Consider the following 19,021-nt stretch of genomic DNA (forward strand, 5'->3'; position numbering starts at 1 on the left):
GCAAGCCCGGCCCATCGAGCCTGACCGAAGGGCCTGCGGCATCCCTGCGATGCCGCAGGCCCTTTTTTGCCCGCTCGGCCCGGGGTCAAGGGCGCAGACTGTTGCGTCATCCGCACAAATTCGACGCTCCCGCGTCCGCCCCGCCCTGCTACGAGGCCCAGCCGCCAACTGTGAGCAGCTTTGCAGCAAGGCCGGCAAAGTCTCGCCCCCAAACCCTCCCCCGCTATGGCAGACTTTGCCCTAGTGCTAATGGATCAGTCAGTCGGAGAAAACAAGCGTGGCAGATGCAGCGACCGAAGCCGTTTGGAAGATTCTGGTGGTGGACGATGAGCCCGCCATCCACCAGGTCACCAAGCTTGCCTTGCGCAATTTCTCGATCGAAGGCCGCGCCAGCCTGCTGATCAGCGCCATGTCATCGCTGGATGCCAAGGAACAGCTGGAACGCCACCCCGATATCGCCGTCATCCTGCTCGATGTGGTGATGGAGAGCGAGCGCGCGGGGCTGGACCTGGTCAAGCACATCCGCGAGGAGGCCAAGAACTCCCTGGTGCGCATCATCCTGCGCACCGGCCAGCCCGGCCAGGCCCCCGAGCGCAGCGTGATGGTCGAGTACGACATCAACGACTACAAGGAAAAAACCGAGCTCACGGCGGCCAAGCTCTTCACCGCCGTGATGTCCAGCGTGCGCAACTTCAAGCAGATCTACGCCATGGGCCACAGCCGCGCCGGGCTGGCGGCCATGGGCCATCTGAATCGTGAGCTGTTCGCCGCGGCGGACAAGCCGGCCCTGGCGGAATGCCTGTTGCGGCACTTCATGCAGCTGGAGCTGTTCAAAGGCGCGGCCCTGTGGTGGGGCAGCGCCCAAGGTGAGCCCGCGGCGCTGCAAGGCGAGGCTCTGCCGCCCGAGAACGTGAGAGCCCGCTTCCCCCAGGCCCAGGCCACACCCGGGCTCGCGCTGGCGGTGGAAGGCTATCAATTGCTGGCCTTGCCGCATGTGCAGGAGCTTTGCCTGCTGAGCCTGCAAGAAAAGGCGCTGCTGAGCGAGGCCGAGCTTGATGCGCTCCACCTTCTTGCCGATAACGCAGGAGCAGCCCTGACGCGCTGTTCGCTCTGACCGCCCAGCCACCATGCCAAGCCCCTCCCCATCGAGTAGCCCGCCTGCGCAGGACTCGGCAGCCAAGCCGGTGGAGGGGGCCGCTGCGGCCCAGCTGAAGCTGCGCCGCTGGGTCCATGAGCTCAACACGCCGCTGGGCGTGATCCTGATGGCCAACTCGGTGCAAAAGCAGCAGCTCGATGACCTGCGCCGGCAGCTCGATCCCCAGCAGGCCGGCGCGGCCGGCTTGCTGGCCGAGCTGCAGGAGGCCAACGAAATGATCCAGGCCAGCGTGCAATTGGCGATCCAGCTGCTAACGGCACCCGCCGCCGGACAACCAAGCGAAGGCCCGGCGCTGAATCTGGCCGAGACCGTGGCCCAGGTGATCGCCTTGCAGCGTGCCCGTCATGGCGGTGTGGAGCTGCAGATCAGCCTGGACATCGCCCCCAATCTGCGCCTGATGAGCGAGGCCAGCGACTGGCATCTGCTGATCGGCAACCTCATCAGCAATTCGGTGGCGCATGGTTTCCAAGGGCGCAAGGGCGGCCAGATCCGCATCGAGGCCCGCCAGCTGCCCAATGCCAATCTCTATCTGCGCTACGCCGATGACGGTGTGGGCTTGAGCGAGCAAGCCCGCCAGTCCTTGTTCAACAACGGCTTCAGCACCCGCCTGGGCCAAGGCCACCAGGGCTTGGGCATGGGCATCGTCCAAGATCTGGTCAGCAATAAGCTGGGCGGCCGCATGCAGGTGCTGCCCTCCAGCCAGGGCGCGCAGTTCAGCTTCGAGCTGCCAGCCAAGGTATTTCAAGCGGAGTGATTCTCGATGAAACGCTATACCCTGACCCCTTACGAGCAAGCCTGCCCCGGCACCCGCGAGGTCTACGACGAGTTCCTGCGCCTCAGCGGCGCGGCCGAACCCCCGGTGTGGATGCTGAGCCTGGGCCACAACCCCACGCTGATCAAGGCCTACTGGGAAAAAACCCGGGGCTGCCTGCTCGAAGGTGAGCTGCCCCATGTGCTGAAGGAAATGACCGTCTTCGTGGTCTCCCGCGTCAATGGCGCCGAGTACTGCAGCGCCTGCCATGCCCACTCGGCCCTGCAACTGGACCCCACGCTGAGCTACCACGACCTTGTCACCATCCTGGATCCCGACAGCGCCGTGCCGCTGCCGCCCTCGCACCGTGTGGCCTTGCAGTTCGCAGACAAGATGGCGCGGGATGCCAACGGCGTCAGCGACGCGGAGTTCCAGGCCCTGGCAGACGCCGGCTTCAGCGACAGCGAGGTCAAAGAGCTGCTCAGCGTCATCGACCTGGCCATGATGTTCAACTGCTATACCAGCGGCCTGCGCCTGCCCCTGGATCCGCAGTACAAGGCCTTGGTGGACGGGTAACGAGACCGCAAAACAAGCCAGCCGCCCATGCAAGCCAAGGATTGCTTCACCCCGCTCAAGTCCGATGCGCCCGGCTCGCCTCCCAGCGAGCGGGTGATGGACGCCCACCGCAGCATCCGCTTTGATGGGCTGGTGCAGCTGATCGACGAGGTTCAGCGCCGCCGCAGCATCGAGGAGGTGGCCAAGATCGTGGCCACACGCTGGAAGCACTGTGCCAGCGTCAACAACTGGCGCCTGCTCTGCGTCTACGGCCAGCATTGCGCGCTGATCACGGCCCAGGGCAGCCGGACCGAGGTGCAGGAACTGCGCCTGGAAACCCTCAGCCCTTTCGATGCCGAGCAATGGCGGCGCCGCATCCCCCGCCATCTGGGCCCCAAGGAACTGGCCGCCGAACAAGCCCTGCTGCCGCCCGAGCTGGCCCTGCCCCAAGCCCAGGCGCTCAGCGTCCTGCCCATCCAGCAAGACAGCATGACCATAGGCCTGCTCAATGTGCTGGGCCTGGACCAGGCCTTCGACGCCCTGGACCGCAAATTCATCCAGTTGGTGGCCGGTGCCATGTGCACCCGCATCCTGGCCATACTGACCGAACAAAGCCTGCGCGCCGAGCTGCTGCTGGCGGAGCGCGAGCTGATGCAGCAGCGCCAGGCCACCATCCTGAGCCGCCTGGTCAACGGCGTGGCCCACGAACTCAATACCCCGCTGGGCGTGCAGATCTCGGCCTGCGGCGCGCTCAGCGAGCTGTTGAGCCAGCCCGAGAACCTGGCCGAGCTGGCCCCCGACCTGCAGGCAACGGTGCAGCTGATCGAGCAACAAGCCCTCAAGTCCGCTCTCATCGTCAAACGGCTCAAGCAGATCTCGGCCGCGGCCATGTCCAGCCCGCGGCAGCCGACCCCGGTGCTGGAGGAGCTGGGCTATATCGCCGCGAGCTTTGGCGACAGCCTGGACATCCATCTGCACGGCAGCAAGGCGCTGTGCCTGGAGCTGGACCCCAGCGGCTTGCACACCGTGGTCAGCGAGCTGCTGGACAATGTGCTGGCCCATGCCGGCGGCGGTGCGCAAGCCCTGCGGGTCGACATCAGCGTGGAGCAAATCGGCAAGACCGGCTTCATCCACATCCAGGACAATGGCCCCGGCATGGACGCCCAGCAAGCCCTGCGCCTGTTCGAGCCCTTCTACAGCAGCAAGCAAAATCTGGGGCATATCGGCATCGGCGGCTACATTGCCAAGAATGTGGCGCAAGAGGCCTTGGGCGCCGGCTTGCGCTTGCACACCAACGAGCATGGCACCCGGGTCAGCCTCGAGTTTGCGGGCGACTGAGGGCTGGCATGGGCGATAGGAGACAGGAGTCTTGATGTCGGATGCGGCGCTTAGCTTGCTTAGGGCCGGGCTGAAGCCATCCCCCGGACGCATGGGGAGCCCCCTGCCGTGAGCCATTTCGACCCCGCTGACTGCGGCTGGATGGACCTGCTGCCCGACGGCCTGATCATCATCAATGCCGAGGGCGCCATCGTCGCCAGCAACACCCGGGCGACCCAGCTGTTTGGCTACGCCGCCGGCGAGCTGCGCGGCCTGCCCATCGACTTCCTATTGCCGCAATGCCGCGAAGCCTTTCTGAAAACGCAGGCCGGCGATGCCGGCCCGGGTCCGGCCCAGCAACGGCGCCAGACCGTGCATGAATACTGGGTGCAGGACGGTGACGGCAGCACTTTTGCCCTGGACGTCACCATGGCCCTGCTGTCGGGCAGCCCGGCCGAGGCCCCGCATATCTCCCTGGCCTTCCGGGAGGCGACGGCGCGGCGCAATGCCGAACTCGCCCTGGAGGCGGCCAAGCAGCGCTCCGAAAAAGTCCAGGACCAGATCGTCGGCCTGTCCAACACCCTGCCCCTGGTCATCTTTCAGTACGAGAGCGATGACGAGGGCCGCATCCGCTTCAGCTTCGTCAGCGAAAAAATGCTGGCGGTCACCGGCATCTCGGCCGAAGCCTTGCTGCGCGACCCCTCGGTCACCCGCTTCAAGGCCTTGGTGGCCGAGGACAACGAGCTGCTGCTGGGCGAGATCCGCAAATCGCATGAGCTGATACGCCAGGGCGCCAAAGTCGGTCAGTACAGCATCGACGTCAGGGCCATGGTCAGGGGCGAGCTGCGCTGGCTGCATATCTCCACCAGCTTTGGCGGCTGGCAGCTGGATCTGCGCCAGATCTGGAACGGCTATATCGAGGACGTGACGGACGAAAAATCGGCCGAGGCCGCCATCCGCCAGGCCCGCGACATGGCGGAAAGCGCCAACCAGCTCAAATCCGCCTTTCTGGCCAATATGAGCCACGAGATCCGCACACCGATGAACACCATCATCGGCCTCTCGCAGATGGCGCTGCAGACCGAGCTGCAACCGCGCCAGCGCGAGTACATCGAACGCGTCTGCCTCTCGGGCAAGCATCTGCTGGGCATCATCAACGACATCCTGGACTTCTCCAAGATCGAGGCCGAGAAACTGGACATCGAGGCCGTGCCCTTCGAGCTGGACAGCCTGCTCTCCAATGTCGCCAATCTGGTCGCCGACAAGGCGATTGCCAAGGGGCTGGAGCTACTGTTCGAGGTCGACCCCGCCGTACCCCGGCATCTGATCGGCGACCCGCTGCGCCTGGTGCAGGTCATCATCAACTTCGCCAGCAATGCGCTCAAGTTCACCGAGCAGGGCCAGGTCCGCCTGCAGATCGAGCGCCTGCGCAGGGCCGAGGACGCCGCTGAAGAGGCGCAGGTCTGCCTCAAGATCTCGGTGCACGACACCGGCATCGGCCTGTCGGAGGCCCATATGGCCCAGCTGTTCCAGAGCTTCCACCAGGCCGATGCCTCGACCTCGCGCAAATACGGTGGCACCGGCCTGGGCCTGTCCATCTCCAAGCGCCTGGCCGAGCTGATGGGCGGCCAGGCCGGGGTGGAAAGCGTGCTGGGCCAGGGCAGCAGCTTCTGGTTCACCGCCCGCCTGGGCCTGTGCGGCGAGGCCCAGCTCACCGAGGAAGCGCGCGCCAAGCGGGCCCAGACCGAGCGCCTGCGTGCGCGCTTCCAGGGCAAGAAGGCCTTGCTGATCGACGATCACCCCCAGGCCAGCCGGGTGCTGGCCCAGGAGCTGGCCCAATTGGGCCTGCGGGTCAGCGAATGCCCGGACAGCAATGCCGCCCTGCAAGTGCTGCAGCAGGAATCCGGCTTCGACCTGCTGATCGACCGCCAGCCGCTGGCCGAGAACGAGACGGCCCAGCCGGCCCAGGGCGAGCTGCTGACGCGCCGGCCCTACCGCATCCTGACCTCGGAATTCAGCGGCGATGCCCTGCCCCTGCATGGGGTGGAGGCGCTGCTGTTCAAGCCCGTCTACACCGGCACCCTGCATGCGGCCCTGCAACAGGCCCTGACCCGCGACCAGGCCGGGGCGCAGGAGTTCGCCCAGGGCTGCAAGGCCGACCACCGGCTGGCCGGCATCGCCGGCGCGCTGATCCTGCTGGTGGACGACAACGAGTTCAACCAGTATGTGGGCTGCGAGCTGCTGCAAGGCGCGGGCCTGCAGGTGGAGACGGCCGACAACGGCCTGCAGGCGCTGGAGATGGTGCAGCGCAAGCCCTACGACGCCGTGCTGATGGATGTGCAGATGCCGGTGATGGATGGCCTGGAGGCCACGCGCGCCATCCGCAAGCTGCCCGCGCTGGACGGCCTGCCCATCATCTCCATGAGCGCCAATGTGATGCGCTCCGACATCGAGGCCAGCCTGGCGGCCGGCATGTGCGGCACGGTCAACAAGCCCATCGAACCCGAGGAGCTGTGGGCCGCCCTGCTGCGCTGGGTCCGCCCCCGTCCGGGCCTGGGTGAACCGAGCCAGGGCGGGAGCGAAGCCGCGGCGCCCGCAGTCGTCGCAGCGGCCACCGTGGAAGCGCTGCCCGAGCACATCCCCGGCCTGGACATGGCCAGCGGCCTGGGCCGCATCGGCGGCAACCGGACCATGTATCTGAAGATGCTGCGCCTGTTTGCCAGCAACCAGGCCGGCGTGGGCGAGCAGCTCCGCAGCGCCCTGGCCGGCAGCGACTGGGCCACCGCCGAACGCCTGGCGCACAGCTGCAAGGGCGTGGCTGGCAGCCTGGGCGCCGAGGAGGTACAGCAAAGAGCCGAGGAGCTGGAACAGGCCTTGCGGGCCGGCCACGGCGCGGCCCCGCTGCAAACCCTGGTCGAGGCCTTGAACGGGCCGCTGCAGGCCTTGATCCAGGCCCTCAGGCAAAGCCTGCCGGAGAACCCACCGTCCCGCCAGCTGACGGTGGTCGACCCCGCTCAATTGCAGGGCCTGGTGAGCCAGTTGGCCGAGCTGCTGGCGCAGAACGATGTCGAGGCCGAAAGCCTGCTGTCGGCCCATGCCGATCTGTTCCACTCGGCCGACCCGGCCGCCTATCTGCAGCTCAGCCGGGCCATCGACGCCTTCGACTACGAGGGCGCGGCGCTATTGCTGGCGCAACACTTTGCGGCCCGGGCCGAGGGCTAGGGCTAGGGCTAGGACTGCCGCGCCTGCACCAGGGCGACGGCCTCCTCAAAGGAATAGGCCGTGTGATAGCTTCGCTCGGCGGCTATGGGGTCCGCCGTGGCCTGGGTCGCCACGGGCATCAGCAGAACCAATTGGGCCTGCTGCAGCATCAGCAAATGCCTGTTCAGCAGCTCTCTGTCCTGGGCCGACACCGGCGCGGCCGAGGTGCTGACGACAAAGACGGTGCCGATGAGTTCGGCGCGCGCATCCGGAGGCGGGTCGGCCAACTCCTGGACGGTGACGTGGCGGGCATCCAAGCGCTCGCTCCTCAGCACCCTCACCAGCAACTCGGCCGTCAGATAGGCGTCGCTGCCGGCCATGCTGACGCACAGCAAGAGCGAGCCCGGCGCCACGTCCAGCGGCCCCTGCCAACGCCCCTCGGTCTTCAGCCGCTCCTGGCGCAGGCGCAGGCCCAGTTCGCCGCCGTCGTCCAGCACCGTTTTGCATGAGCGCGCGGGCCGCGCGTGCCCCGAGAGTTGGCCAAACACCTGCAGGATGGCGCGCTGGGCGGCCTGCACCTGGGCCGGCTGGATCAGCTGCTTCTCGAAGTCCTGCCTGGCCATCAAAAAAGCCGGCATGACGATCTTGTCGCAATAGCTGGCCAGGGATTTGCGCTTCAGAAAGCTGCGGGCGTTGGCCAGTATCTCCACCGCGTCGCCGCTGAGGATGCGCTGGTAAAAGCGCTGGGACAGGTCCAGCGCGGGCGCGTCGCCCAGCAGCAGGTCCAGGAAATACAGCGACGGCACATGCCGCCCCGCCACCACCAGGCACAGCGTCAGCGGAGTGGACAGCAGCAAGCCGATGGGGCCCCACAGCGCGCTCCAGAAAATGGCCGACACCACCACCGAGAAGGGCGACATGCCGGTGGCATGGCCATAGAGCCGCGGCTCGATCCCATAGGTCACCACCAGCTCCACGGCCAGAAAGACCAGGGCGGTGGACAGGGCCATGTCCCAGCCCGGCACCATGGCGGCGGCCATGGCGCAGGCCAGCAGGGCCGCTGCGGGAAAGCCCACATAGGGCACGAAGCGCAGCAGCCCGGCCAGGGTGGCCCAGATCAGGGCATGCGGCAGCTGCAGCAGGGCCAGCAGGGCCCAGATCGCCAGCGCCACGCCCAGATTGACGCTGAACTGAGAGACGAAGTAGCGCGACAGGCGCTGCCCGGCATCGTTGAGCGCGCTGGTGGCGGCCCTGACGTCGCTCCCCCCCAGCAGCCGGACCAGGCGGTCGCGCAAGGCGTCCTGCTCCAGCAGGGCGAACACCAACACCAGCACGACCACGCCCACGCCGCCCAGCGGCCCCCAGACCAGGGCCAGGAACTGGGCCAACGGGTCGGACTTGCCCTCGGGGCGGGGCTTGTCCGGGCTCAGGGCCTGGGGCTGATCGGGCTCGGCCACCAGTTGGTCCGTCATCATCCGGCTGGCCCGGCCCTGCGCCTCCTGCAAGCGATCAACGGTGAGCTCGCGCAGGGTAGCGATCTTCTGCCGCACCTGGGCCTCATAGGCCGGCAGCTCCTCCGACATCGCCCGCAGTTGCAGCACGATGACCAGGGCAATACCCGCCGTCACCAGCCCGGCCATGCCCAGCGCCAGCAGGGCGGCGGCGCCCTGCCCCAGGCCCAGGCCGCGGAAGCGGCGCACGATGGGCGCGATCACAAAGCTCAGCATGATGGCCAGGGTGATGGGCGCCAGCACCCCGCCCGCCAGATAGAGAAAACCCAGCACGGCCGTGCCGGCCAGAATCTTGGGGATCAGCGGGGAGGCGGCATCCGTGGAGGGCATTGCGGCGGGCTCGGCGAAAATATTTCGGGCGAGTATCGCACCCGCCAAACAGCCCTCAGCCGCCGCTGGCGCCGCCTGCCACAGCAGCCTGGTGCAGCACGCGCTGCGGGAAGGGGATGCCTATGCCCTGCTCGTTCAACACCCGCAGAATCGCCAGATTGACGTCCGAGCGCGGGCCGCCCTGGCCGTTCTCGGGGTCGGCAATCCAGAAGTAAATCGTCAGCTCCAGGCCATCGGCCGCGAAATTGCTCAGCTGCACCGAGGGGCCCGGGGTCTTCAGAATGCGCGGCACGGACTCGACCACCGCCACCAGCATGGGCATCAGGCGCTCCAGATCGGTGCCGTACTCCACCTGCACCACCGTGTTGAGCAGCACTTGCGGATCGGCCAGCGACATGTTTTCGACCCGCTGGGTGATCAGCATCTCATTGGGCAGGATGGCCTCGCGGCCGCTGAGCGCGCGTATCACCGTGTAGCGGGTGTTGATATCGCTGATGCGGCCCTCGAAATTGTCCACCTTGACCATATCGCCGATGCGCAGCGAGCGTTCGGCCAGGATCACAAAGCCCGAGACGTAGTTGGACGCCAGCTTCTGCAGGCCGAAACCGATGCCCACGCCCAGGGCGCCGCCCAGCACGCTGAGGGCCGTCAGGTCGATGCCGGCGGCCGACAGGGCGATCAACAGGCCGGCAAACAGGAACAGCGAGCGCGTGGCATTGGCCGCGATCTTGCGCAGCGACAGGTCCATGGTGCCGCCGCGCAGCAGCCGGGACTCGATGGCCGAGGAGATCCACAAGGCCAGGACCAGCACGATCACGGCATTGAAAGCCCCCTGGATCAGCGCGCCCAGCGAGACCTCCTTGCCGCCCATCTTCCAGGTGATGGCATCGAACTCGTCCAGGATCAGGGGCAGGATGCCCGTCACCCAGAGAATGGAGCCGCCCCAGGCCAGCCAGGACACCTTGCTCTCCACCAGCTTGATCCATTTGGAATTGGGCAGGGCGGCAATCAGCACCCGCACCGTCAGGCGGATCAAGACCAGGGACAGCAGCACCGGAATCGCCAGCTTGAACACGGCCGAGGACACGCCCAGCACTGGCAAGAATTTTTTGGCGATATAGGCCAGGCCCAGGGCCAGCACGGGGAAGAGCACGCCGTCCACCACATGGGTGCCGAACAGCACCGAGGTGGCGCGGTGCTGCACCCGGCGGTGCAGCAGGCTGACCACCAGCCAGGACAGGGCCAGGCAGGCCAGCAGCACGGCCAGGCCCATCAGGGCCGTCGGGGTCAGCAAGGCCTCGAACAGAACACGCAGTTCGGTGAAGTCGAAAGAGAAGTCGTTATTCATGCAGGCGGGCTGGTCCGGGCGGGGAGTGAAGAGGCCGCCATTGTCGCCAAAACAAAAAACACCAGGTTCAGGCCCCGGACAAGGCCCGCAGATGCACACCCACGCTGCGGGCAAGGGCGCCCAGGTGGTAGCCACCCTCCAGGCAGGAGACGATGCGGCCCTTGGCATGGCGTTTGGCCACCTCCATGATGCGCAGCGTCAACCATTCGTAGTCGGCCTCGAGCAGGCCCAGCTGGCCCAGATCGTCATCGCGGTGGGCGTCGAAGCCGGCCGAGATGAAGAGCATCTCGGGCCGGAAGCGCTCCAGCGCCGGCATCCACATGGCCTCCACCAGCTCGCGCACCTCCAGACCCTTGGTGTAGGCCGGCACCGGCACATTGATCATGTTCTCGCCCTTGGGCACGGCGCCGTTATAGGGGTAGAGCGGATGCTGGAAGATGCTGACCATCAGCACGCGCTCATCGCCCGCGATGATGTCCTCGGTGCCATTGCCGTGGTGTACATCGAAGTCCACCACGGCCACCCGTTTCAGGCCCCGCACATCCAGGGCGTAACGGGCCGCCACCGCCACATTGTTGAAAAAACAAAATCCCATGGTCTGGTCGCGCGTGGCATGGTGGCCGGGCGGGCGCACGGCGCAGAACGCGTTCTCATGGCGGCCGTCCAGCACCAGGCGGGTGGCCTCCACCGCCGCACCGGCGGCGCGCAGGGCGGCGGCCCAGGTATGCGGGTTGGCCACGGTGTCGGGGTCCATGGAATGGCTGTTGCCGGAGCTGGCACAGGCCTGCAAGACCTCGGCCAGCTCGGCCACATAACCATGGGTGTGGGCCCGCTCCACATCGGCCAGATCGACCCGCGGTGCCGCCAGCCGCACCAGGGTTTCGCCGATGCCGCTGGCGATCAGCCAGTCCTCGATCGCATCCAGGCGCTGCGGGCATTCGGGATGGCCGGGGCCCATATCGTGCCGGTGACAGTCGGGGTGGCTCAGATAGGCAGTGGACATGGGCAGCGAAGACAAGTCTCTCTTGATTGAATTGAGCGTCAAAGTTTTTGCTATGGTGCGCGCATGACCGCCGCCACACGCCAACAAAGCACCCAACTCTTGACCGCCCTGCAACAGCAGATTAGCACGATCATCAAAGGCAAACCGCAGCAGATCCGGGACTGCGTGGCCTGCCTGATTGCCGGCGGCCATCTGCTGATCGAGGATCTGCCCGGGGTCGGCAAGACCACCCTGGCCCATGCCCTGGCCATCTCCATGGGCTTGAAATTTTCGCGCCTGCAGTTCACCGCCGACCTGATGCCCTCCGACCTGCTGGGCGTCAGCATTTACGAGCGGGAAAAGGCGGCCTTTGTCTTCCACCCCGGTCCGGTATTCGCCCAGGTCTTGCTGGCCGACGAGATCAACCGCGCCGGCCCCAAATCGCAAAGCGCCTTGCTGGAGGCCATGGAAGAAAACCAGGTCAGCGTGGATGGCACAAGCCATGCCCTGCCCCAGCCCTTCTTCGTCATCGCCACGCAAAACCCCAGCGAGCAGCTGGGCACCTACCCGCTGCCGGAGTCGCAGCTGGACCGCTTTCTGATGTGCATCTCGCTGGGCTACCCCGACCAGGCCGCCGAGCGCGAGCTGCTGCTGGGCCAGGACAGCCGCGAGGCCTTGCGGGCCCTGCCAGCGGTGATGAGCCCGGCCGATGTGCTGCAGGCCCAGGCCGATGTGCGCGCCATCCATGCCGCGCCGGCCCTGCTGGACTATCTGCAGGCCCTGATCGCCGCGACCCGCTCGGGTCAGTGGTTTGCCGAAGGCCTGAGCCCGCGTGCCGGCCTCGGTGTGCTGCGCGCCGCGCGCGCCCGCGCCCTGCTGGACGGGCGCGACTTTGTGGCGCCCGACGATGTGCAAGCCATCCTTCCCCAGACCATCGCCCACCGCCTGCGGCCCAAGCCCGGCAGCGCCCGTGGGCCGCGCGAGCAGGTGCGAGCCATGCTCGAAGCCATTCCCCTTCCCTGACACCTGCACGCTCAGTTTTAATGTTAGGTTTCTCACCTCCGCGCCGCTGGCAGGCCTGGTTGGCCGCCCGTCATCCGCTCAGCGACAGCACCGAGCTGCTGCAGCGCAATATCTATATCCTGCCCAGCCGCGCCGGCCTGGCCTTCTGCCTGACCCTGGTCCTGCTCTTGATCGCCTCCATCAACGACCAGCTGAGCCTGGGCTATCTGCTGACTTTTTTGCTCACCGGTGCCGGTCTGGCCTCCATGCAGCAGACCCATGCCAATCTGCGCGGCCTGAGCCTGGACCTGAAAACGCCCGAGCCCGCCTTCGCGGGCCAGGACCTGCAGCTGGAGCTGCGCCTGCACAACCCCGGCACCGCCCGTTACGGTATCGGCCTGCGGGTCCAGCGCGGCGCGCCGGGCTTCGAGTCGGCCAGCGAGGAAATCGCCTGGACCGATGTGCCCGCTCTGGGCCACGCCATCCTGCATCTGCGCCTGCCGGCGGGCACGCGCGGCCACAAGCATCTGCCCACGCTGCAAATCATCAGCCGCTTCCCGCTGGGCCTGTTCCGCGTCTGGAGCGTCTGGCGGCCGGCCGCCCAGGTCTGGGTCTACCCCCAGCCGGAGACGCCCGCTCCGCCCTTTACCCTCAGCTATGCGGGCGAGGAGGCGCAGCCGCAGAACTCAGCCACCCCAGTCGGCCCGCCCGGTCAGGGCCAGGACTTCGAGGGCGTGCGCCCCTACCAGCGCGGTGACTCCCTGCGCCAGGTTTTGTGGAAAAAAGCCGCCCTGAGCATGGAGCAAGGCACGCCCCTGTGGGTACGCGAAACCCGGGCACCGGCCCAGCACGCGCTGTGGCTGGACTGGCGCGACGCCGCCCCGCTGGACGCCGAGGCAGGCCTGTCGCGCCTGACGGCCTGGGTGCTGGCGGCCGAGAAGCTGCAAGCGCCCTACGGCCTGCGCCTGCAGGCCCAGGTCCTGCCCCAGGACCTGGGGCCTCAGCACAAGCGCCAATGCCTGGAACTGCTGGCCAGCCAGCAAGGCGGCCGCGCATGAGCACGCGCCTTGGCCTGGCCCTGGCCCAGCAATCGCGCGAATGCCGCGACACCTTGTTCCTGCTTGGCGGCATCGCCGCCACCCTGATTCCCCATGCCGGCCACCTGCCGCTGTGGGCCAGCGCCATCACCGCCCTGGTACTGCTGTGGCGCGGCCTTTTGGCCTGGCGAGGCCAGGCCTTGCCGGGGCGCTGGCCGCTGCTGGCCGTGCTGGCGGTGTCGGTGGCGCTGACCTGGCTCAGCCACCGCAGCCTGATAGGCCGCGAGCCCGGCGTCACCATGCTGGTGATGCTGATGGCGCTGAAGACCCTCGAGCTGCGCGCCCGCCGCGATGCTTTTGTGGTGTTCTTCCTCGGCTTTTTTCTTGTGCTGACGCACTTTCTGTACTCGCAAAGCCTGCTGAGCGCCCTGTGGACTCTGCTCAGCGTCTGGGCCTTGCTCAGCGCCCTGGTGCTGGCCCAGATGCCGGTGGGCCAGCCCAGCCTCAGGCTGGCCGCCGGCCTGGCGGCGCGCAGCACCTTGTTCGGCCTGCCGGTGATGGTGCTGCTGTTTCTGCTGTTTCCCCGCATCGCGCCGCTCTGGGGCATACCGGCGGACTCGGTGGGCCGCACCGGCCTGTCCAACACCATGGCCATGGGCGCCATGGCCGAGATCGCCAATGACGACAGCATCGCCATGCGCCTGCGCTTCCAGGGCCCGCCTCCGCCGCCACAGACGCGCTACTTCCGCGGCCCGGTGCTGGCCCAGTTTGATGGCCGCGTCTGGCGGCCGGCCACACCGAGCACCAGCGGCTGGCCGGGCAGAAGTGAAGCCCTGCAAGTGCGTGGCCCGGCCCTCAGCTATGAGCTGACCCTGGAGCCGCTGCGCCTCAAGACCCTGCCCCTGCTGGAGATGAGCCCCCAGCAGGCCGGCGCCGAGCTGCTGCTGGACGAGATGACGCTGCGCCGCGAGCCCGAGCTGCAGTGGAGCGCGCCCCGCCCCATCACCGAGCGCCTGCGCCTGAACGCCCAGGCCTTTCTGGACTACCGCCACGGCCCGACCCAGGCCCAGCTGAGCCTGCAGAACTATCTGGAGCTGCCGCCCGGCTTCAACCCGCGCAGCCTGGCCTGGGCCGCGGCCCTGCGCCGCGAACCCCGCTTCCAGGCGCTGGAGCCGGCCGCCCTCGGCCCCGCCCTGGTGCAGGCCGTGCTGCAGCACATCCGCAGCGCGGACTTTGTCTACACCCTCGCCCCCGGCCGCTACGGCGAGATCTCACCCCATCTGATCGACGAGTTCTGGCTGGACCGGCGCCTGGGCTTTTGCGAACACTTCTCCGGCGCTTTTGTCGTCGTGATGCGGGCCCTGGGCATTCCGGCCCGGGTGGTGACGGGCTTCCAGGGCATGGACGCCGAGCCGCAAGACGGTTTCTGGATCGTGCGCAACAGCAATGCCCATGCCTGGGCCGAGGTCTGGCTGCAAGGCCAGGGCTGGCAGCGCGTCGACCCCACGGCCGCAGTGGCGCCCGAGCGCATCCAGCAAGGCCTGGCCCTGCAGCCCCAGGCCGGGGCGATTGCCGGCGCCCTGGGCCAGCTCAGCCCCACGCTATGGCTGAGCCTGCGCGGCGGCTGGGAGGCCCTCAACAACCGCTGGCAGCAAGCGGTGCTGAACTACTCGCGCCAGAACCAGTTCGACCTGCTCAAAAGCCTGGGCGTGGCCGCCCCCGACTGGCTGGCCCTGGGCCGCCTGAGCGCCTTGCTGATCGCCGCCATCGCCTTGGGCGCGGGCCTGTGGACGCTGTGGCGCTCCGGCGCGCTCTGGACCCGCGACCCCTGGCTGCGCCAGCGCGAGCAGGTGATGCGGCGGCTGCGCCGCCTGGGCCTGCAGGCCCAGGCCCACCAAGGGCCGCGCGAATGGGCGCGCCAGCTGCAAAGCCGTTTTGGCGCCGTGAGAACCGACACCGCCGTGCATTTGCTGCTGCAGCTGGAGAGCCAGCGCTACGGCCCGCAAGCCAGCACACGGCCGCCGCCCTGGCGGGCGCGCCTGCGTTGGCGGCGAGAATTCGACCAAGCCCTTCAATCCATCGCCCGCCCCAAGCCTGCCAGCCGCCCATGACTCTTGCCCTCCTGCCGCCGCCCTGCCGCCTTCTGTTCCAGACCCGCTTGCTCAGCCTGACGCTTGCCCTGGGGGCCTTCAGCCTGCACAGCCATGCCGGTGAAGCCCACAAGCCGGTCAAGGCCGCCCCGGCCAGCCAGCACAAGAAAAATACCAGGGCCGCCAACAAGCCCGGCAAGCCCCTGGGCGAGCGGCCCGAGATCCTGCGCTTTGCCGCCGAACTGGCCAAGGAGCAGGGCTGGGACGAGGCCAGCCAAAAGCGCGTGGAGAGCCAGCTGGCTCAGGCCCTGAGCCTGCCCCTGGTGCAGCGCCTGATCATGCCCGCAGCCGCGGGCACGGCCAAGGACTGGGCCGCCTACCGCGCCCGTTTCGTGGAGCCGCGCCGCCTGCAGGCCGGCCTGGCCTTCTGGGAGAAAAACGCCGCCAGCCTGGCCAAGGCCGAGGCCCAATTCGGCGTGCCGGCCGAGCTGATCGCCGGGCTGATCGGGGTGGAGACTTTTTACGGCCAGATCACCGGCGGCTTCCGCGTCATCGATGCCCTGGCCACCCTGGCCTTCGACTTCCCCAGCGGCCGCAGCGACCGCAGCCCCTTCTTCCGCAGCGAGCTGGCCGAGTTCTTCAAGCTCTGTCGCCGCGAGGGCCTGGACCCGCTGAAAATCAAGGGCAGCTTCGCCGGCGCCCTGGGCTGGCCGCAATTCATGCCCGGCAGCTGGAACCGCTACGCCATCGACTTCGACGGCGATGGCCATGTCGATCTGATCAATAACCAGGCCGACGCCATCGGCAGCGTCGCCAACTACCTGGCCCAGCATGGCTGGAAACCCGGCCAACCCACCCACTACAGCCTGGCCATGCCGGTCGAAACCTCGGCCCGTGCCAGCCTGCTGGCCCCCGACATCAAGCCCAGCTTCACCCTGGCCCAGCTGCAAGCCCTGGGCGCCCAGCCCTCGGAGGCGGCGCTGGAGCACACAGGCCTGCTGGCCGTGGTCGAGTTGCAGAACGGCGAGGCCGCGCCCACCTACTGGCTGGGCACCGAGAATTTTTATGCGCTGACGCGCTACAACTGGTCCAGCTATTACGCGTTTGCGGTGATTGATCTGGGGCGCACCCTGGCCAATCTGCGCAAGGATCAATCCGGCCGCTGAATCCCCTCGCCTTCGAACCCGGGGCCCATGGGCTCCGATGTGGAGGCCGGATAGGCATGCCAGTAGCGCCTTTCCCGCTGCCGCCAACACAAGCCCTCGCCCGCCTCGCTGCGCCAATGCCAAGCCCCGCAACCGGGCGAGTCCAGCACCTCCACGCCCTGCGCCTGATAACGCGCCAACACCACGGGTGCCGGGTGGCCGAAGCGATTGCGGTAGCCGGCCTGCGCCAAGGCCCAGCGCGGCGCCACCGCCGCCAGAAACTCGGGTGTGGATGAGGTCTTGCTGCCGTGGTGCGGCAGCAGCAGCCACTCGCTTTGCAGGGCCGCCGGCCCCAGCTCACGCAGCAACTCCAGCTCTTGCGCCGCCTCCAGATCGCCGACCAGCAAGGCCGTGCGGCCCGATTGGCTGCGCAGGCGCAGCACGCAGGACATGGCATTGCTTTTGAGCCCCTGCTCGTAGTGCTCGGCACGCGGATGCAAGACCTCGAAACCGACGCCGTCCCAGACCCAGCGCTGCCCCTGCTCGCAGCGGCGGGTGGCAGTTGCTTGCGCGTGCAAGGGATGGCCGGTTTCCAGCGAGCTGAGCAGCCTGCCGACCGGCATGCCGGCCAGGATGGCGGCGGCGCCGCCCACATGGTCGCTATCGCGGTGGCTCAGCATCAGCATGTCCAGCTGGCTCACGCCCAGGGTGCGCAGCAAGGGCAGCAGCACGCGCTGGCCGGCGTCTATGCCCGGCGCATACTGCGGGCCGCTGTCGTAGAGCAGGCTGTGCGAGGCGGTACGCAAGAACACGGCGTTACCCTGGCCGATGTCGGCGGCCAGGATCTCGAACTCGCCCGCCGCGGGCTGCGGCGGCGCCGGCCACAGCAGGGGCAAGGCCAGGGGCAGGCCCAGCAGGCGCAAGCGCCAGGGCACAGGCAGGATCAGCAGCACGCCCGCCAGCAGGCCCAAGGCCTGCGCCCACAGCGGCGCCACAGGCAGCGTCCAAACCGCCCAGGGCCAGGCGGCCAGCATGCGCAGATAGGCCATCAGCAAGGCCACCATGGCCTCGGCCAGCATCCAGAGCGGCGGCAACAAGGCGCCCGCCAGCGCCAGCGGCGCGATGACAAAGCTGACCAGGGGAATCGCCAGCAGATTGGCCAGCAGGCCGACCAGGGAGAGCTGCTGAAAGAACAGCAGGCTCAGGGGCGCCAGGCCCAGGGTGGCGACCCACTGGCTGCCCAGACCACCCAAGAGATGCTGGCGCCAGCCCTTGGCCGCCTTGTCTTCGCCCGCGCTCGCCATCAACAGCCCCACGGCCACAAAAGACAGCCAGAAGCCCGCCTGGCTGATGGCGAAAGGATCAATCGCCGTCACCAGCACGGCCGCCGCCAGCAGGCACAACCCCCAGGGCCAGCGCAGGCCCAGGGCCCGCAGCGCGGCCAGGCTGGCCAGCATCCAGACCGTGCGCTGGGCCGGCACGCCCCAGCCCGAGAACAAGGCATAGGCCAGGGCCGCCAAGACCCCGCCCCAGCGCGCCGCGGCCGGTGCCGGCCAGGCCTGGCACAGGCGGGCGCTGCGCCGCCACAGCCAGCCCATCAAGCCCTGGGCGGCCCAGGCGAACATGGTGACGTGCAGGCCGCTGACGCTGAGCAAATGCGCCACCCCGGTGTCGCGGAACAAGGCCCAGTCCGATCTTGCGATGGCGGCTTGATCGCCCAGGCTCAGGGCCGCCAGGATGCCGGCCTGGGCGGGATCGGCCACGCGGCGCTGCAGGGCTTCGCGCAGGCTTTGGCGGGCGCCGTCCAGGCTGTACCAGGGGGCGGGCTGCAGGCACCGCAGCAGGGCGGGCCGCTGGCTGCGCACCACACCGCTGCCGCGCAGGTCTTGCTCGAACAGCCACAGCTCGTAGTCGAAGGCATGCGGGTTCATCAAGCCATGCGGCTGCTTCAAGCGCGCCACGACTTGCCAGCGCTCACCCGCCCGCAGAGCAGCTGCGGGCTCGCCGGGCTCGGCATACCAGCTCAGCAGCAGGCGATGGGGCAGCACGGGGCTCAGGTCTTGCCCCTGGGGCTGGGCCGCATCGCGCGCCGAGGCCAGCTCGAATTCGAAGCGCCAGCCCGGCGCGCCGGCCATGCCTTGCACGGCCGTGGGCAGGGAGTCCACCCGGCCTTGCAGCAAGACATCGCGGCCCTCCCAGGCGGCCGGCACGGCCTGGCGCAAACGCAGCTCGGCGCGCCAGGCCATTTGCGCAAATGCCAGCAAGCCCAGGCTCAGGGCGAGGCAAAGCATGGCGGCCCGAGGCCATGGCCGCCGCCAAAAAAACAGGCTCACAGCCAAGCCAGCCAGGCCCAGCAATGCAAAGCCGGCAATCGCCCCCGGGCCGGGCAATGCCGGCAATTGCTGCAGCAAGGCCAGGCCCGCCAGCCAGGCCAAGGCAGGCAGGCTCCACAACAGCGGGCCGGGCGGCCTGCTCAGGCTGGAGACAGAGGTTTGAGGCAAGGCAAGCTCGGCAAAAAGGAGGCAGGCCAAAGACGCCGGAGCCGCAGGCAAGGCGGCCGGCCGGTGTAGGATGCCCGCCAGCCGATGCTAGCGAT

The 19,021-nt window shown here is 68.1% G+C and carries 13 protein-coding genes; 9 read left to right on the forward strand and 4 right to left on the reverse strand.

Going from position 1 to position 19,021, the window contains the following annotated elements:
- Positions 1–277: 277 nt before the first annotated feature.
- From HNP55_RS01125 to HNP55_RS01145, 5 genes are all read left to right on the forward strand, one after another.
- Positions 278–1,114, forward strand: a complete 837-nt coding sequence (locus HNP55_RS01125; RefSeq protein WP_221439419.1) for a response regulator — start codon at positions 278–280, stop codon at positions 1,112–1,114.
- A 13-nt stretch (positions 1,115–1,127) separates the two neighbouring features.
- Positions 1,128–1,910, forward strand: a complete 783-nt coding sequence (locus HNP55_RS01130; RefSeq protein WP_184295238.1) for a sensor histidine kinase — start codon at positions 1,128–1,130, stop codon at positions 1,908–1,910.
- A gap of 6 nt (positions 1,911–1,916) precedes the next feature.
- Positions 1,917–2,483 (forward strand): carboxymuconolactone decarboxylase family protein, encoded by a 567-nt coding sequence (locus tag HNP55_RS01135; RefSeq protein ID WP_184295242.1) that lies wholly within the window; start codon positions 1,917–1,919, stop codon positions 2,481–2,483.
- A 27-nt stretch (positions 2,484–2,510) separates the two neighbouring features.
- Positions 2,511–3,800, forward strand: coding sequence for a sensor histidine kinase (locus HNP55_RS01140; protein ID WP_184295245.1), 1,290 nt, complete (start codon positions 2,511–2,513; stop codon positions 3,798–3,800).
- Between the two features lie 108 nt (positions 3,801–3,908).
- Entirely contained in the window at positions 3,909–7,001 is a 3,093-nt protein-coding gene (locus tag HNP55_RS01145) for a response regulator (RefSeq protein ID WP_184295248.1), read from the forward strand.
- Between the two features lie 8 nt (positions 7,002–7,009).
- Here the strand turns inward: HNP55_RS01145 and HNP55_RS01150 are convergent, their stop codons facing one another.
- The 3 genes from HNP55_RS01150 to HNP55_RS01160 all read right to left on the reverse strand — a co-directional run bounded on the left by HNP55_RS01150 (position 7,010) and on the right by HNP55_RS01160 (position 11,172).
- On the reverse strand, positions 7,010–8,821 hold the full coding sequence (locus tag HNP55_RS01150; protein WP_184295251.1) for an AI-2E family transporter: 1,812 nt from the start codon (positions 8,819–8,821) through the stop codon (positions 7,010–7,012).
- A 55-nt stretch (positions 8,822–8,876) separates the two neighbouring features.
- The gene (locus HNP55_RS01155; RefSeq protein ID WP_184295254.1) at positions 8,877–10,169 is read right to left on the reverse strand and encodes a mechanosensitive ion channel family protein; all 1,293 of its coding nucleotides are present in this window, start codon (positions 10,167–10,169) and stop codon (positions 8,877–8,879) included.
- Between the two features lie 67 nt (positions 10,170–10,236).
- Positions 10,237–11,172, reverse strand: a complete 936-nt coding sequence (locus HNP55_RS01160) for a histone deacetylase family protein (RefSeq protein WP_184295256.1) — start codon at positions 11,170–11,172, stop codon at positions 10,237–10,239.
- 63 nt (positions 11,173–11,235) lie between these two features.
- Between HNP55_RS01160 and HNP55_RS01165 the strand changes: the two genes are divergently transcribed.
- The 4 genes from HNP55_RS01165 to mltB are packed head-to-tail and all read left to right on the forward strand — an operon-like array spanning position 11,236 to position 16,446.
- Positions 11,236–12,174: an AAA family ATPase gene (locus HNP55_RS01165; protein WP_184295260.1), complete on the forward strand. Its 939-nt coding sequence runs from the start codon at positions 11,236–11,238 to the stop codon at positions 12,172–12,174.
- Between the two features lie 20 nt (positions 12,175–12,194).
- A complete protein-coding gene (locus HNP55_RS01170) occupies positions 12,195–13,211 on the forward strand; it encodes a DUF58 domain-containing protein (protein ID WP_184295263.1) in 1,017 nt (338 codons plus the stop codon).
- Positions 13,208–15,301 (forward strand): transglutaminaseTgpA domain-containing protein, encoded by a 2,094-nt coding sequence (locus HNP55_RS01175; RefSeq protein ID WP_184295266.1) that lies wholly within the window; start codon positions 13,208–13,210, stop codon positions 15,299–15,301. Before HNP55_RS01170 ends, HNP55_RS01175 begins: the two co-directional genes overlap by 4 nt.
- Positions 15,298–16,446, forward strand: a complete 1,149-nt coding sequence (gene mltB, locus HNP55_RS01180; RefSeq protein WP_184295269.1) for a lytic murein transglycosylase B — start codon at positions 15,298–15,300, stop codon at positions 16,444–16,446. Before HNP55_RS01175 ends, mltB begins: the two co-directional genes overlap by 4 nt.
- Here the strand turns inward: mltB and HNP55_RS01185 are convergent.
- Positions 16,431–18,926: a DNA internalization-related competence protein ComEC/Rec2 gene (locus tag HNP55_RS01185; RefSeq protein ID WP_246448095.1), complete on the reverse strand. Its 2,496-nt coding sequence runs from the start codon at positions 18,924–18,926 to the stop codon at positions 16,431–16,433. The two genes, mltB and HNP55_RS01185, sit on opposite strands and share 16 nt — an antisense overlap.
- Positions 18,927–19,021 lie beyond the last annotated feature (95 nt).

This window comes from Roseateles oligotrophus (assembly GCF_014204525.1).
GTDB lineage: Bacteria > Pseudomonadota > Gammaproteobacteria > Burkholderiales > Burkholderiaceae_C > Paucibacter_A > Paucibacter_A oligotrophus_A.

What these genes read in the sequence shown, in the direction of transcription:
- HNP55_RS01155 (WP_184295254.1), bottom strand. Translation starts at nt 10,169, where the DNA reads ATGAATAACGACTTCTCTTTCGACTTCACCGAACTGCGTGTTCTGTTC.
- mltB (WP_184295269.1), top strand. Translation starts at nt 15,298, where the DNA reads ATGACTCTTGCCCTCCTGCCGCCGCCCTGCCGCCTTCTGTTCCAGACC.
- HNP55_RS01135 (WP_184295242.1), top strand. Translation starts at nt 1,917, where the DNA reads ATGAAACGCTATACCCTGACCCCTTACGAGCAAGCCTGCCCCGGCACC.
- HNP55_RS01130 (WP_184295238.1), top strand. Translation starts at nt 1,128, where the DNA reads ATGCCAAGCCCCTCCCCATCGAGTAGCCCGCCTGCGCAGGACTCGGCA.
- HNP55_RS01165 (WP_184295260.1), top strand. Translation starts at nt 11,236, where the DNA reads ATGACCGCCGCCACACGCCAACAAAGCACCCAACTCTTGACCGCCCTG.
- HNP55_RS01150 (WP_184295251.1), bottom strand. Translation starts at nt 8,821, where the DNA reads ATGCCCTCCACGGATGCCGCCTCCCCGCTGATCCCCAAGATTCTGGCC.
- HNP55_RS01160 (WP_184295256.1), bottom strand. Translation starts at nt 11,172, where the DNA reads ATGTCCACTGCCTATCTGAGCCACCCCGACTGTCACCGGCACGATATG.
- HNP55_RS01170 (WP_184295263.1), top strand. Translation starts at nt 12,195, where the DNA reads ATGTTAGGTTTCTCACCTCCGCGCCGCTGGCAGGCCTGGTTGGCCGCC.
- HNP55_RS01175 (WP_184295266.1), top strand. Translation starts at nt 13,208, where the DNA reads ATGAGCACGCGCCTTGGCCTGGCCCTGGCCCAGCAATCGCGCGAATGC.
- HNP55_RS01140 (WP_184295245.1), top strand. Translation starts at nt 2,511, where the DNA reads ATGCAAGCCAAGGATTGCTTCACCCCGCTCAAGTCCGATGCGCCCGGC.